13 protein-coding genes are annotated in these 15,482 nt (G+C 40.9%); all 13 read right to left on the bottom strand.

Annotated elements, in window-relative coordinates:
* Positions 1 to 56: 56 nt before the first annotated feature.
* Positions 57 to 4,448 carry a TIM-barrel domain-containing protein gene (locus IQ19_RS18420; protein ID WP_242021059.1) on the bottom strand — a complete coding sequence of 1,464 codons (4,392 nt, stop codon included), beginning with the start codon at positions 4,446 to 4,448 and terminating at the stop codon, positions 57 to 59.
* Between the two features lie 292 nt (positions 4,449 to 4,740).
* On the bottom strand, positions 4,741 to 5,694 hold the full coding sequence (gene pfkB, locus IQ19_RS18425) for a 1-phosphofructokinase (RefSeq protein ID WP_144543950.1): 954 nt from the start codon (positions 5,692 to 5,694) through the stop codon (positions 4,741 to 4,743).
* Complete coding sequence (locus tag IQ19_RS18430; RefSeq protein ID WP_144543952.1) at positions 5,681 to 6,544, bottom strand: tagatose bisphosphate family class II aldolase; 864 nt, start codon at positions 6,542 to 6,544, stop codon at positions 5,681 to 5,683. The genes pfkB and IQ19_RS18430 overlap by 14 nt, the downstream gene beginning before the upstream one ends.
* Entirely contained in the window at positions 6,523 to 7,695 is a 1,173-nt protein-coding gene (gene nagA / locus IQ19_RS18435; protein WP_144543955.1) for an N-acetylglucosamine-6-phosphate deacetylase, read from the bottom strand. Before nagA ends, IQ19_RS18430 begins: the two co-directional genes overlap by 22 nt.
* Positions 7,695 to 8,117 carry a PTS galactosamine/N-acetylgalactosamine transporter subunit IIA gene (agaF, locus tag IQ19_RS18440; protein WP_144543957.1) on the bottom strand — a complete coding sequence of 141 codons (423 nt, stop codon included), beginning with the start codon at positions 8,115 to 8,117 and terminating at the stop codon, positions 7,695 to 7,697. The genes nagA and agaF overlap by 1 nt, the downstream gene beginning before the upstream one ends.
* A gap of 20 nt (positions 8,118 to 8,137) precedes the next feature.
* Positions 8,138 to 9,013, bottom strand: a complete 876-nt coding sequence (locus IQ19_RS18445) for a PTS system mannose/fructose/sorbose family transporter subunit IID (RefSeq protein WP_144543959.1) — start codon at positions 9,011 to 9,013, stop codon at positions 8,138 to 8,140.
* Complete coding sequence (gene agaW, locus IQ19_RS18450; protein WP_144543961.1) at positions 9,003 to 9,779, bottom strand: PTS N-acetylgalactosamine transporter subunit IIC; 777 nt, start codon at positions 9,777 to 9,779, stop codon at positions 9,003 to 9,005. Before agaW ends, IQ19_RS18445 begins: the two co-directional genes overlap by 11 nt.
* Before the next feature lie 20 nt (positions 9,780 to 9,799).
* A complete protein-coding gene (agaV, locus tag IQ19_RS18455; RefSeq protein WP_144543963.1) occupies positions 9,800 to 10,273 on the bottom strand; it encodes a PTS N-acetylgalactosamine transporter subunit IIB in 474 nt (157 codons plus the stop codon).
* A 20-nt stretch (positions 10,274 to 10,293) separates the two neighbouring features.
* Positions 10,294 to 11,460 (bottom strand): SIS domain-containing protein, encoded by a 1,167-nt coding sequence (locus IQ19_RS18460; protein ID WP_144543965.1) that lies wholly within the window; start codon positions 11,458 to 11,460, stop codon positions 10,294 to 10,296.
* 35 nt (positions 11,461 to 11,495) lie between these two features.
* The gene (locus IQ19_RS18465; protein WP_144543967.1) at positions 11,496 to 12,407 is read right to left on the bottom strand and encodes an ROK family protein; all 912 of its coding nucleotides are present in this window, start codon (positions 12,405 to 12,407) and stop codon (positions 11,496 to 11,498) included.
* 143 nt (positions 12,408 to 12,550) lie between these two features.
* Positions 12,551 to 13,282 carry a GntR family transcriptional regulator gene (locus tag IQ19_RS18470; RefSeq protein ID WP_144543969.1) on the bottom strand — a complete coding sequence of 244 codons (732 nt, stop codon included), beginning with the start codon at positions 13,280 to 13,282 and terminating at the stop codon, positions 12,551 to 12,553.
* 355 nt (positions 13,283 to 13,637) lie between these two features.
* Complete coding sequence (locus tag IQ19_RS18475; RefSeq protein ID WP_144543971.1) at positions 13,638 to 14,471, bottom strand: carbohydrate ABC transporter permease; 834 nt, start codon at positions 14,469 to 14,471, stop codon at positions 13,638 to 13,640.
* 14 nt (positions 14,472 to 14,485) lie between these two features.
* Positions 14,486 to 15,388 carry a carbohydrate ABC transporter permease gene (locus IQ19_RS18480; RefSeq protein ID WP_199749499.1) on the bottom strand — a complete coding sequence of 301 codons (903 nt, stop codon included), beginning with the start codon at positions 15,386 to 15,388 and terminating at the stop codon, positions 14,486 to 14,488.
* Positions 15,389 to 15,482 lie beyond the last annotated feature (94 nt).

A 15,482-nucleotide genomic window follows, 5' to 3' on the forward strand; every position in this document is an offset into this window, starting at 1 on the left:
GGCTTTTTCTGAGAAATCGAAGCCTGTGGACATTTATATTTCTTCAAACCTCTTAATTATTCCCCTTGATACGCGCTGTTTTTCTCCCAGAATTGCACCTCAGCAACTGAAAGCATAAGCGGACCGCTATGAGATTCTTCAAAAATGATTCTCACTTTGGCAAGCTTTTTCCCCTCTGGAATTTGAGTATTTTCATATAAATTGCAGGTTACAGATTTATCTGTAGAGAGGACTTCCTTTTCTCCCAAATCGTATTCATTCCCCTCTTCATCATAAGCTTTTGCACGGAGAACTTTGATTTTTCCATTTGTATACAACGGCCTGTTGAATACCTCAAATCTCGTAAGTTCTGTAGGACTATTAAAGCTAAAATCAACTTCTAATGGCAGAGTAATACCATCGGCTTCCGTGATGCTCCACTTTAGCTCTGCAAGGGAAGATTCACTTATTTCATTGTCAATTAACCGTGGAAATGCTTCAGCCCCATCCTGCATTTTATCCGCTTCACCAGATACGACGATATCCCTTGCTGTCAAAAGCAGTTCCTTCGGCTCTTCAGGCTGCTCGACTTCGCCAGGCTCTTCTCCAGGCTTTAAAACATGGCCGATTTTATCAATGGTATCAAAACTAGTATTTACAAGCAAAGATCTCGTAATCGGAATATCAAACTCCAAATCCTTCTTCGCTTTCAGCTTAATGGCGGCCAGAGTAGATGTGCCTTCCAGTGTATCTAGAGAGCCTTTATTTGAAAAAGCAGCCATAATTCGTTGCTTATCATTGCCGATCCCGGCTAGTATCGAAAAATTCAGCATGTCCTGGGTAGTGTTAGAAGAATTGACAATTCTTTCGCCGCAGCCAGTTTCTCCCTTACACTCTTTAACGATGTCATACTTATTTGGATCTATCTCAAGTTCAAGGTTAAAAGCATTAATATCCTTCAGCCCTGCACCGATAACTTCGACTGTAACCTCTTCACCTGCTTTCAATTGCTGCTTATCTGGCCGAATGCTCAGCAATCCAGCTACAGGACGATTAGTAGGCTGCAGCTGTGTCTCACCAAGCTGTCCTGCTACAAACATTAAATCATAGGCATCAATCACACCATTATAGTTAATATCAACTTTGGATACCTGATTCCAAGAGGTATCGGTGGTGTCCACGCCCATATAACTGGCAAAGAAGAGCAGGTCCTCTTCGTCGATGGCACCATTAGGAATGTTTTCACCGACTACAATCCCTTCTGTTTTATCCTTTTTGTAAGGCCTGAATTCCTGTGCAGATCCAAATTTCCCTACCGCATCCTTGATGGTTAATTTTATATAACGTGCACTTACATCTTCGTTGAATTGAATGGTCTTTGTCTCATTGCTCCTAATAAAGGTTCCATCCGTAATAACCTTCTTATATGTCTTACCATCAAGGCTGACATCCAAGTCATATTTAAGAATTGTTCCATTCCCTGCATCAGGTCTAGGCACATACTCCAGCTTATCTAATTGAAAGGCAAGCTTCATATCAATCTCAAACGTATGAGGAAGAACGTTTCCTGTACCCCAAGCTGTATGCCATTGTGTTTTCTCATCTCCGTCTACAGCTCTCGATGCTTCGCTCCCAGGCTGATTGCTTGAGGCACTAGCTGTCATATTCTTCGGAACGTTTCTGAATCGATCAAGCTTGGTTTTTACGGTTATTTCGTCACTCCAGTCTGATGCACCCTTTGTATTAACTGCACGGATACTATATCTGTATTCTGTGTCAAAGTTTAGACCATCGTGCTCGAAAAACGGCTTCTCTGTTTCCTCTTTTTCTAAATAAACATTTCTGTATACCATTCCATTAATTTTAAGGTCATAGGACACATTTTCCCCTTCAACCTTATTCCAGTGAAGTTTTATGCTTTTATCTGTAATATTTTCATCTGCAGCTCCGAGTCCAGAAGGCGCATCTGGTACTTCTGTATCCGTTACTTCTTTCTCCTGCGTGTTGTTAAATCCATTTACCGTAAGCATCACTTGATTCTTTGTTATATCCGTTTTCCCAATCTTTACAAATAACTTCGGAGCAGTAGTCACCTTTGTATTGGCGAACTCAGAGCCTTCTGTTGAATATTTATTTAGATTTGGACTTTCGTTATAGAAATAAACATTTTCTGACTGGTTGTATTCTTCCTCTGTCAACGCTCTATGAAGTTTTACATCCTTGCCGCCCACCTTTACGGATAATGATTTTGGCTGTTTGCGAGTATTAACAAGGAATTCGGTGCCTCTTTCCTTGACCATTCCTTTGTAGCCTTTCCCATTGGCTTTATGAACTGTAATCTTTACTTTATCATTTGCTGCTATAGACTGAATCTTGGTCTTTGTATTCTTCCCAGATTTATATTCAGTGGTTTTTCCATCATCCTCATAAAGAGTAAATTCAGATTTTCCAGCTGGATAAACATCAAAAATTCGATTTTCAGAACCATCCAACTGGTTGATCGAATTGTTTTCAGGTGCCATCGGAATGATTGCACCATTTTTTACGAATACTGGTGTCTTCCACAATGGGGCATCAAAATTATTGAGAATTGATCCTCCTTGATAATGCTCTCCTGTAAAATAATCAATCCAAACCTGTTCAGAATCCGGTAAGTATATCCCGTTTCTTACACCTGCTGCGTGATCCTTTTCATTGTAGACAGGCGCTACTAGCAAATTGGGTCCCCACATATATTGGTACTGCGTTTCAGTTCCATAGGTGTATGGATCTTCTGGGTATTCGAGCATCATACCTCGTACAGATGGCATAGATTTGGAAGTTGATTCCTCTGCTATCGTATAAATATACGGCATCATTTGGGCTTTTATTTTAAGATACATACGGTTAATGGAAGTATACGGCTCGCCATAATTCCATGGATTTTTGGATTTGCTGTAATCGTTTCCAGAGGATGCCCATCCATCCATATCAATTTGGATTGGAGTGAAAGCCTTCCATTGAAAATCTCTTGTCTGAATGACTGGATCTCCTCCAAAAATACCGTCCATATCGGAGCCAACATTCGGATTGCCGGATAAGCCCGCTCCAATGTAAGTTGGGATATGCATGCGAATATATTCCCATTCGCCTCCATACTGGTCACCTGACCATAGGGTAGCGTAACGCTGTGTACCTGCCCACCCATCCAGACTAATAACAAACGGGCGCGCTCCACCCGAGTTCTCTTGCTTTTCGATCCCTTCGGCTGCTTGACGTGTTGCATTAAGGGCCATGGAATAGCCCTGTCCTACCCATGCAACATCCGTTTTAATAGCCCTTACTCCTGCTTTCACTTCACCGTCAAGGTCCCTTCGTAATGGACTGTCCTCAGGAAGGTTCGGGTCTGGATATAGGTTACTTTGTGTCCAGAGACCTACCTCCACATCCTTGGCATTTGATTCATCCACAAAATTCTTTAGGTTATCCAAACCATCGTAGCCGCAGCCATAACCGTCATTCGGCAAAAACCAGCCTAGCGGCATATCCTTTGTAACATATTGATTTAAAGTATCCAAGCCCTTTCCAAGAAGCGTTCTCTTATCTTTATGGCCATTGTGGATCCCATTAAAGCAATCTGCATGCCCCAAATAAAACGCATATTCTGGCATTAATGCTGCTTTTCCAGTTAGTTCGGTATATTCATTGATAATTTCTGGTATGGAGCCTTCCACAAAATAATAAGCGTCAAATCTGTTTTCCTGATGTGAGAAAGTTGCCGTTTTAGAAAAGTCATAGGCTCCCGGTTTAAACGTATTACGCATAACCCCATAGCCCTCGGTGCTCAAGTAAAATGGAACCGGGCTAGATGCTGCACCGGCATCCCAGCCGCCTCCGATGGCGATATTAATTTTATTATTTTTGTGAGAGTAATAGCCATTCTGCTGTCCTCCACCAAAAAAGTACTCATCATCTTTAGTATTAAGCGTCTGTACAGCTTTATTAGCTTCTAGAGAAAGCGGCTCCTTTTCACTCCATATGACCTTGTTTTTATTTTTGTCGAAAAGGCTCATTTTTGAGTCTGTTTTAGAGATTGTTAGTTCTAACACTTTGGTATTTATTCTATAAAAATCGGAATCTTCTTCTATATTTACTCGCACGGTACCATACTCTTTTTGGTAGGCACCTTTATCCTTATCAATCATTTTGGTTACATGGTCAGGTTTGTTTGGTGTCGGGTATTCAGGAAAATCACCACTAGGATCCAAGTGAAGCCTGAATACATTGTCCTTCAGAAAGCTTAATTTAATACCTTCACCAGTAGACAAATCAATATAAACATCACTGCCTTCTTTTTGTATCCCATTAACTTTGCCTATGGAAGACGTATCTGAGGCTTCCTCAGCACCAACTGCGGTGATTGGAGTAAGCGACAACAGCAAAATGAATGAAAGAAATATAGGTGCAAATCTTTTAAGCTTGTTTCTCATTCTAAACAATATCCGGCACCTCCGTGATTTTTTTTATAAGGCTTTTAGCAAACTTTGTTGCTTTTTAACATGTAGTGAGGAGAGGTTGATTTCCGCTCCAGGATGCTCGCTTTCCGCGGGGCGGGCGGTGAGCCTCCTCGGCGCGCAGCGCCTGTGGGGTCTCACCTGTCCCGCTCCTCCCGCAGGAGTCTCGCACCTTGCGCTCCAATCAACCAACCTTGTTCATCAATTGTTTCCAATCACAAAACCTATTTAAAAACAACATTCTATTAGAAAAGAGCTTTCATAACTTTTATGACCTGCCTGACCAAGATGACTCTATTGAAATTTGTTTAATCAAATAATCCAAGTTTTGGAGATTTATATATCCAGTCGTTTCTTCAAGTGCGTTTGCTGAACCGCAAGCAGAAGCCAGAACCAGAGTATCCTTAATTGAATACCCTTTTGATAATCCAGCAGCAAAACCTGCAATGAATGAATCTCCTGACCCCACAGCGCTGACTGCACGAATTTCTGCGGATACCACTTTCAGCCGCTCACCTTTATAATAAACTAGCGATCCCTTATCACCGTCTGAAATAATCACGACCTCTATACCTTTCTCAGCGATCTTCTCCATCGCTTTCCAGATTTCTTCTTCTCCCTGGCAAGAACAGCCAAGAATCTCTTCAAGTTCCTCGCGATTAGGTTTGATTAAATAGGGTCCAAGCAGCAGGGATTCGGCTAGTGCCTCCCCACTTGTATCCAGAAGAACTTTGACTCCATGATTTTTAGCTTCTCTTATCATCCATTGATAGAGATTGGACGATACTCCCAGGGGCAGGGAACCACTCACTACAAGGATTTTTACCTCTGGAATTAAAACGCGCAAGAGCTTCCTTATTTCTTCCTGCTCCTCACTGGAAATGGAAGGCCCTTCCTCAAGAATTTCTGTATGGTTATTCCGGCTGTCAATAAAGGCAAGACACTGCCTTGTTTCACCTAATATCTGTACAAATTCATCACGTACACCCAACCTTGCCAGTTCATTGCGGATATAGGTCCCGTTACTGCCGCCTAAAAAACCGGTCGCGGTCACACTTTCACCCAGAATGCTCAAAACCCTTGTAACATTTAATCCTTTTCCCCCAGCAGTTCTAAGGGGTTTTTTCGTACGTGTGGTGCTTCCGGTCTTAAGGTATTCAAGGCGGTAGGCAGTATCTATAGCAGGGTTAAGTGTAACGGTTAGTATGCTAGGCTTTTCCATTGCTGCCACACATCATAATTTTTCCCACGACTACTTCCTTCATTGCTTCCTTGCCTGGAGTCATGTATTTTCGGGGGTCATTTGCTTCAGGATTTTCATTAAAGTATTGTTTTACTGCATTGGAGAACGGAATTTTAAGGTCTGTTGCAATGTTTACCTTGCAAATACCAAGTTCTATTGTTCTCTTTACCATCGCATCCGGAATATCGGAAGCCCCGTGAAGTACGAGAGGAATATTAACAACTGAGTGGATAACTTCCAGTCTCTCGAAGTCGATTTTGGGCTCTCCGTTGTATAAGCCATGAGCAGTACCAATAGCAACCGCTAAAGAGTCAATCCCAGTTAAATCCACAAATTCTCTAGCTTGTTCCGGATTAGTAAATTTCGCGTCCTTTTCATCAACGACGAGGTCGTCCTCCACTCCACCGAGACGACCTAATTCAGCCTCGACAGAAACTTCATGTTCATGGGCATATTCGACAACTTGCTTTACGATCTTGAAATTTTCTTCAAAAGGATGATGGGAGGCATCAATCATCACAGACTTAAAGCCGAAGTCTATATATTTCTTGATTTCTTCAAAACTCTCAAAATGGTCCAGGTGGAGTGCGATCGGTATCTCATACCTTTTTGCTGCAGCATTTCCAAGTGAAACCAAATAGTCACCGCCAGAATAAGAAATTGTTCCTGGTGTGCTTGCAAGAATTACAGGTGAGTTCAACTCTGCAGCAGTATCAACAACAACCTGGAATGTTTCAAGGTTGTGGATATTGAATGCAGGAATCGCATATTTTTCTTCCTTGGCTTTTTGGAACATATCAACTGTATTTACAATTCTATTATTGCCCATTTTCTTTTCTCCTCCATAAAAACAACTTTTCCATTAACAAAGGTGGCCTTTACATTGAAAGCGTCATCTATTACAGCAGCATTCAGTTTTTTCCCTATTTCAATTGTGCCGGTTTCTTCCCCAATACCGAGCAATTTAGCCTGGTTTATAGTAGCCATTGGCAAAATGCACTCAAGCGGTAGTCCAAGAACTTCCTGGGTGTTTTTTAAACACTTCATTAAATTTGCAGTACTGCCTGCCAGGGAGCCTGTCTCCACTGTTCTGGCAATACCGTCTTTTACAGTGACAGATAGGCTTCCCAGTTTATACTCCCCATCCGTTAAATCCGAAGCGGCCATGCTATCGCTTATTAATAAAATCTTGTCTGCTCCTTTAGCTTTGTATAGCAGATGAATTCCTGCTGGATGTACGTGTTCCAGATCAGCTATCAATTCGCAAAAAGTCTCGTCATCTGTCAGGAATGCTCCCAGACATCCCGGATCACGGTGGCTAAATCCGCGCATTCCGTTAAACGTATGAACTGAAATACATGCCCCGTTTTCAATAGCCAGATTGGCAGTTTCATAGTCTGAATTTGTATGTCCCATCGAGACAAGGATTCCTTTATCCTTCAGAGAGGGAATAACTTCTAAAGCCATAGCCTTCTCCGGTGCCAGCGTTAGAATTTTAATCGTATTTTGTGAAGCTTTTATCAACTCATCAAGTTCTTCCATTGTTATTTCACGCATGAATTTCAAAGGATGTGCCCCTCTGTGCTCAGGGGTTATATAGGGTCCTTCAACATAAGAACCAATGATTTCTGCTCCGTTCGTATTTCCAATTTGTCTGCCAATCTCTCTAACGGCAGCTTTTACCTTCTCAAAATCGTCCGTAAGGGTTGTGGGCAAAAAAGAAGTCACACCATGCCTTGCAAGAGATAAGGAAATCTCCTGCAAAGCTTCCGGTGTTGCATCCATTGTGTCTTTCCCTGAAATCCCATGGATATGAATATCAATGAGCCCAGGGATAACGGCAAATCCCGAGAAATCATGTATCTGACAGTCTGGCTTCTCGTCCGTTATATCCTTGATTATTCCATTCTCATAAACAACATATCCCGAATGTATTCGGCGGTTAGGGATATAGATTGTGTCTGCAAAAATAGCCTCCATTAAATACCTGCTCCATCTCTCTTGAGGCGCTCTGATTTCTGGAAACATTTTATCGCTTCTCTTCCAGAAGTAATGGCCATTTCTTTTAGTTCGTCTATGGAAACATTATCTTTCATGATTGCTGTTTCAATAACCATTGCCAGATTTGCCCCGCCAATAACAGCAGCATCCTGTTGATTGTTTGTTAGAGAAACAGCGGTTTTAAAAGGAGAACCTCCCACAAGATCGCACAGAACGAGTATCCCATTGCAGCCCTCTAAGTTTGCCAAAGCTGCTTTAATCTTTATTTCCAGGTCTGATGTAGAATCTGATTCTAAGAAATCAACATACTCTATTCGTGGCTGTTCCCCTGCAATTAATTTCACTGAAGAGTGAAGACCTGATGCAAAGGATCCATGCCCTGAAACAATTAATCCGTTCATTTTTTCCTCCTGACCCCCGTTTAAAGAATAGTGCCAAATGGGAATGGTATCTTGCCAAAAATGCCAATAACGACTGTAATCAAAATTAAAATGACAGGGGACAAGCCTCTTTTCAGCATGTAGTACATTAATAATGTATAGCCTAGTGGAAGCAAGTTTGGCATGATCTTATCAAGCAAGTCTTCCTGGAGGGCTATTTCAGCTTTGCCTGCATGAATGACAAGGTTTGCCTCTAATTGCACAAAAGATGCTATCAGCCCGCCTACCACTGTCAAGCCAACGATCGAGGCAGCATGAGAAACTTTCTTCGTGTTTTCTTTTAAGGAGCTGATGGCATTGGTCCCAGTATTATAGGCATATCGCATAAGGCCGAAGCGCAGTCCAAAATGGACGACATTGAATATAATAAGGAACACAAGTGCACCTATCGGATTGCCATCTGCACCGAGCGAAGCACCTATACCAACACAAATAGGCAGAAGTGTTAGCCAAAACAGCGCATCCCCTATGCCGCCCAACGGACCCATCATGGCTACGCGTATAGCCCGAATGGTATTTCGATTCTGCTTCCTTTCTTCCATTGCGAGGACAATACCCATAATGATGTTTACTAGAAAAGGATGGGTATTAAAGAATTCCATATGGCTTTTCATAGACTCACTTAGGTCATGCTTATTTTTGTGGATCTTCTTTAGTCCAGGAAGAATAGAATATAGCCAGCCAGCCGCCTGCATCCTTTCATAGTTGAAAGATGCTTGCAGGAATAAAGAACGCCATACCATTTTGTTAAGGTCTTTTTTTGTAATCACTTGTTCGGTTGAAGAATTTTCGTAAAACTCAGGATTGTTTGCCTGAGCAGAAATTTCAGGTTCAATGGCTGCATTTTCAGATGCCACGGCCTCTCGCTCCCCTCATAGCAGCTCCCTGGCCGCCAGTTGTTTTATAAAAATCATACATAGCAATTGCCAGACCGATTAGCGCGACAGCAATTATCGGCATTTGCAAATAGGTAACAAGAATGAATCCGACGATAAAATAGGCAATATACTGTTTCTTCAGCATAATTTTCAAAAGCATGGCAAAACCAATGGCTGCCATCATACCGCCAGCGGTGCCGAGACCTGCAATGATCCAGGCCGGAAGTGATTCCACTACATTCTTGGCTGCATCAGCACCAAAATAGATTGGAAGGAATGCAACAACAAAATAGAATACAAACAGAGTTAATATTCCCAGGTAATTAATCTTGTCGATGCCTTTTGTATTTGCTTCTTCAGCATACTTATCTGCTTTATGCATGACAGGTGAAAAGGCTGTAAACATCAATGTGATGCATGCCTGGACTGCAACGGCAAATGGAACAGCAACTCCTATCGCAACCTGAGGCTCTTGCCCAGTCAAAATGGCAAATGCTGTACCAATTATTCCACCAATAACCACGTTTGGAGGCTGTGCTCCTGCAAGCGGTACCATACCAGCCCATACTAATTCAATTGCCGCTCCAGTCATCACACCCGTAGGCAAGTCGCCTAGGATTAATCCAACGATGACTCCTGTTACAATGGGGCGGTGAATGTGAAACAAACCGTTAAACAAGTCGATGCCGGCAATGCCAGCCCAAATGGCAATCAACAATGCCTGCAGGAAAATTTCCTGATCCATCTGTTACACCATCCCTTCCCTTATAAGAATTTATAAATGTCATCTGGCCTTTCATCAGGAACACGGCGCACTTCGAGTTTCACACCATGTTCTTTTAGCTTCCGGAAAGCTTCTTTGTCAGTATCATCAACAGAAACAGTCGAGTAAATTTGTGTCTTCCCTTCTGAATAGTGCATATTTCCGATATTCACTCTGTCGATCGGAACACCTCCTTGGACAAGCCTCAGGACATCCTGTGGAGTTTTAACAACTAAGAAGATATATTGATCTTCAGCGGCATCATGAATAATGTCTGCAGTTGTCTGTATCGAAAAAAAACGGACACCGATTGCTTCAGGGAGGACCATTTCCATCAAGTCTTGCTGGACTTCATCTTCAGCTACTTCATCGTTAGCTACAACAATTAGGTTAGCCCCAAGGTGATTAACCCAGGTAACACCTACCTGACCATGGACAAGACGGTTATCAATTCGAGTCAATAAAATATTTGGCACTTTGTACTTCCCCTCTTTTTTTAAAAGTTGTATATGTTAACTCCTTTAACTACCCTGTTAACCATTCCGGATGGGCTAGGGTTATCGGGTGTCACACCCAGGTGGATGGAGTTTAACAATGCAAATAGCTGTCCGATAATTAAGTAATTCAAAGCAATCAGATGATCTTCCAGGTGAATATTCTCCTGCTCCGGAATAATAAAAGCGCAGTCGCATATTTCCCCGATTTCTTCATCATTGTTATTTACAACCGCCACCACTCTTTTACCGCCGGCGTCATTCTTTAACTCTTTTAATAAATCAATCTCGTATTTTCTTGTATAAGGATCATTGGATAAAAAAACGAAAATCAGCGTTTCGTCATCAACCAGTGATTTTGGGCCATGTCTAAACCCGAGAACAGATTCATGAAAAGTTGGTATTTTGCCAGATGTAAGTTCAAGATGCTTTAAGCTTGCTTCCTGCGCCAAACCTTTTAAGGTTGATGAGCCAAGGTAGACAACTCTTTTCTTGTTGAAATTGACAAGATTCTTTATCGATTTATATTGGTTGGTTAAAATTCTTTCTGCATTTTTAGAAACGACTTCTACTTTTCTCTTTAACTCATCCAATTGATCTAATTGGAAAGTCAGGAGAGCGCATAGGTACATGCAGCTGAAAGAGCTGGTCATCGCAAAGCCCTGGTCATTCGATTCTTCCGGCATTAGAAGGAGCAAGGTATTCTCATCTTTACTCGCTTCTTTTGCAAGCTGCCCTTCAGGATTGCAAGTAATGATAATTTGGCTAACATTGTTAATCAGCTTTTTAGCCAAGCTGTAAGTAGCAACTGATTCAGGGCTATTTCCACTTCTGGCAAAAGAGACTAAGACGGTGGGAACCTCTGCCTTCAAATAATTCAGTGGGTTTGTAACGATATCCGTAGTCGAGATTGAGTCAATTTGATAAGGGAGCTCTTTTCTCAAAAGAGGTGTTAAAGTATCCCCTACATATGCCGATGTACCTGCACCAGTAAAAATAATCCGTGCCTGTTTGGCAAATATCTTTTGGCTGATAAAATCCTGAATGGCCGCTTTTTGTTTTTCAATCATACCGACTGTCTGAAGCCAGAGTTCCGGCTGTTGAAGAATCTCTTTTACAGTGTGTTTCGCGCCTTTTATTTCTTCTTGTAAACTTTTTACAAAACCCATAGCATTTCACTCCATTCTTGTTATTTATTCACTTGTTATAATGGGCTGTTTTCCAATCTGTTCTGCGCAGTCCGATACAGACAGCCAAATAATCCAGCATCAGCTTTTAACTTGCTTACTTGTACCCTTTTTTCAACCCCCTCCTGGAGCGGGTTTTGCACCATATTTTTTAGTTCCTGTTTAATAAGAGAAAAGAATTCAGGCTGGTTAATAATAACTCCTCCCCCAACCACTACTAAATGAGGATCGATTATGGTAAATAGTTGATGTAATCCTCTTGCAATACACCTTGCAGCTCTATGAATAATCTCACAGGCCTGAGGGTCTTCCTGAAGATATAGGTCCATAACGCCAGCAACGGTTAATTTCGGGTTAAACACCTTCTTCGCACTTTCCCCGATGGCAGTTCCAGATGCAAGATTCTCTAAGCTTGTGAGTTCATCTCCGTTCTCTAAAAGAGTGAGTCCGATCTCGCCTGCAATTCCTGCTCCGCGCAGAAATTTACCTTCTGATAGCAGACAGGCAGAAATTCCCGTGCTAACCGTTACATAGGCAAAGGTCTCCTTTGCCATATTCCATTCAGTCCATTCACCATAGGCTGCCATATAAACATCGTTATCCATCGCTATTTCTGCATTAGGAAAATATTTCTTGAGATTATCTTTAAGTGGAAAATTCCTCCACGGAAGATTATTTTGATAAACAGCAAGGCCATTTACCGAATCTACCTTGCCTGGAATCCCCAATCCAATGAACTTGATTTCGTCAGATTTAATTTTTTCTTTTTCCATTATTTGAAAAAACACGGCGAGTATACAATCAAATAACGCATCTGAATCGTGTGAGACACTATCAGCCTGAAGTCGTTGTTTTAAAGTCTTTTCTTTATCAGAAACAAAGGCAGCTGCTATTTTTGTACCGCCTATGTCGGCTACTAATGCTGTCATACTCTTTCTCCCCTCAATATGTATGTAGCGTCCATTAGGGTTTTTGGCATTAATTATTAGTACACAATGGGTAGTTGGGTTGTTGGTACAAGTTGAAAGAATATTTAACTCATAGCCTCGAAACTATGAGTCAGTGTTATCTATTATGTTAGTTCTGTATAAAAACGGCAGCGATCCCCTCGTACAATAGATCGGCAAAACTCTACAGGGTTACCTTCCTTATCAAATGCTGTCCTTTCCAACAATAAAGCCGGAAGACCTTCCTTGGTCTGAAGATACTCGCTCTCATCAGCACGGATTAAAACTGGCTCAAAAGCTTCTTTGGCACGTGTAACTACAATATTGAATTGCTGTTCGAGCAAATCATATAAGGAAATTGTACCAATTTCATTTAACTTGGACATATCAGGGACAGTTTTTTTTGTAAAAAAGGACGATTCAAGGATAATGGGTTCATTATTTGCACATCGCAAGCGTTTTAATTCAATGACACTTTCATTATTTTTCATTTGCAGCCCTTCTTTGGTTTTTGCAGTAGGCTTGACTTCACGGATATCTAATACAATATCTTTAGGGTTCATTCCATGTTCTTTGAGAACTTTGCTAAAACTATAGAAACCCATTAATGACTGCTGAAATTTTGGCTTTGAAACAAACGTGCCTTTACCTTGGATTCTGTACAAAACCCCATCCTGAACAAGTTCTTCGATCGCTTTTTTTACTGTATTCCTGCTTACTCCATACTCATCCATTAATTGATTTTCAGAAGGAACTTTGTCTCCTGTATTCCAGTTGCCATTGTCCACCGATTCCTTTAATATTTCTTTAAGCTGATGGTAAAGCGGGATGATACTATCGTGCTGCAAATGTTTCATTTAGATAAATTCCTCCGTGTTTGTGCTTTGGTAACGTCTATTGTTTGAAAATTTAATTAAATTATACCATTTAATGTTAACGTGTCAACCCAACAACCCTTTTTATTAAATAACTTTTCGATAAAAACATAAAATCAATTTTTTTGTGTTTTTCCCGCTGTTAATTCCAATTAGACTGCCCTATCGAACAGACGCACATGTTACCTAACAGGATTCAATCCCATCCTCAAAGATAAAATTTTCAAGGATGGGTTGTTGGGATAAGTTGTGTCAATGAAAAACTCATAGACTTAACAAGTTATGAGTTCATTGACTCTGAAAAGTTATAACCATAAGGTTACTCATAAAACCTATTTTATTTTCCTCCCGTCACAGCAATCCCTTCAATAAACTGCTTCTGTAGGAAGATAAACAAAATCAGCATTGGCAAGATAGCTAAAAAAGATCCAGCCATTAGAATTGGGTAATTGGTCAAATATTGACCTTGAAGTGAAGATAAGCCAACTGATAGAGTCATAGACTCAGGAGAACTATTGACAATCATCGGCCACATCAATTCATTCCAGCTCCAGAGGGTTGTAAAGATCCCAAGAGCGATTAATCCGTGTTTTGCAAGAGGGAGCATCACTTTCCAATAGATTTGGAAATGGTTACAGCCATCAAGTCTTGCGGCCTCTTCCAATTCTTTAGGAAGTCCCATGAAAAACTGGCGCAATAAAAAAGTGCCAAATGCACTAAACAAACCTGGAACAACAACTGCTTGCAAGGAATTAAGCCAGCCTAATTTCACCATAATCATATATTGCGGCAACAGGAATACTTGTCCAGGCACCATTAATACAGTAAGCGTTAACAAAAAAAGAATGTTTCTCCCTGGGAATTCAATTCTGGCAAAAGCATAAGCGGCTAATGAACATAGGAACAACTGCCCAACTGTCCGCAAAACAGTAATAATAACTGTATTGTACATAAATTTGAAAAAGGGCAGGAGTCCAAATACTTCTTTATAGTTCCCCCATTGAAAATCTTCCGGAATCAAAACCGGCGGTACTTGAATCGACTCCGCATACGTCTTTAACGAGGTAAGGATCATCCATAAGAAAGGCAGAACCATTGCTGCCGTCCCAACAATCAGGATGAAATGGAAAAGGAATGTTTTACTTGTAAAAAGCTTAAGTGTTCTTTCCATCGGCATCACTCCCTTTAATCATAATGAACCCACTTTTTCTGCAGGACCATCTGAATTGATGTAATAATCAAAATGACCGCTAATAATAGAACTGCAATAGCTGCAGCATATCCCTTATCATTTAATACAAAGGCATGCTGATAGAACAAATAGACAATAGACTGTGTACTTTCCAGCGCTGTGCTGCTTTTTCCAATCATCATGAAAATTAAGTCGAATACTTGAAAAGCACCAATTAGTGACATTATGGTCACAAAGAAAATAACTGGCGAAAGCAGCGGCAGTGTGATTTTAAAAAATACGGTGACAGGACCAGCTCCGTCTATTTCTGCTGCCTCATAATACATTTTTGGAATGCCTTGCAGCCCTGATAGGAAAATGACCATATTGTAGCCAATACCGCTCCAGATCGCCACGGCAATAATTGAATATAAAGCAATATTGGGATCACTTACCCACTGTGGCCCTTTAATTCCAACCAAAGATAACAAATAATTTAACATCCCGTAATCAGCGTTATAAAGCCATTTCCAAACCATCGCTATTGCAGCAGGCATGGTGATTACAGGTAAAAAGAACAAAGTTCGATAAATGGATTTACCTTTTATATTCTGGTTTAAAAGAACCGCCACAATAATGGATAGGTAAATTCCAATTGGCACAGTTAATATGATATAGATGATTGTGTTCTTAAAGGCTTGTACGAGAGTTGCATCCTCTAGCAATCTCTTATAATTGTCTAAACCTGTCCACTCATACTGTCCAAATGCCCCCCATTCGGTAAAACTAAAGTAAAAATTCTGAACAATAGGCCACAGATAAAAAATAAACAGCCCTAGCATTGTAGGAGCAATCATAAGATAAGCCCAAAAATAATCAGAACGCTTCCTTGTCTTTGCGAGGCTCGAAACCTTTATCCTTTTTGCTGATTTTACTTCTGTCTGAAGAGGTACTTCCTTCAAAGTCTTCCCTCCTTTTATGAATGGAAGAGAAGAATATCAAAATTCTTCT

The organism is Cytobacillus oceanisediminis, assembly GCF_007830235.1.
Classification (GTDB): Bacteria; Bacillota; Bacilli; order Bacillales; family Cytobacillaceae; genus Cytobacillus; species Cytobacillus oceanisediminis.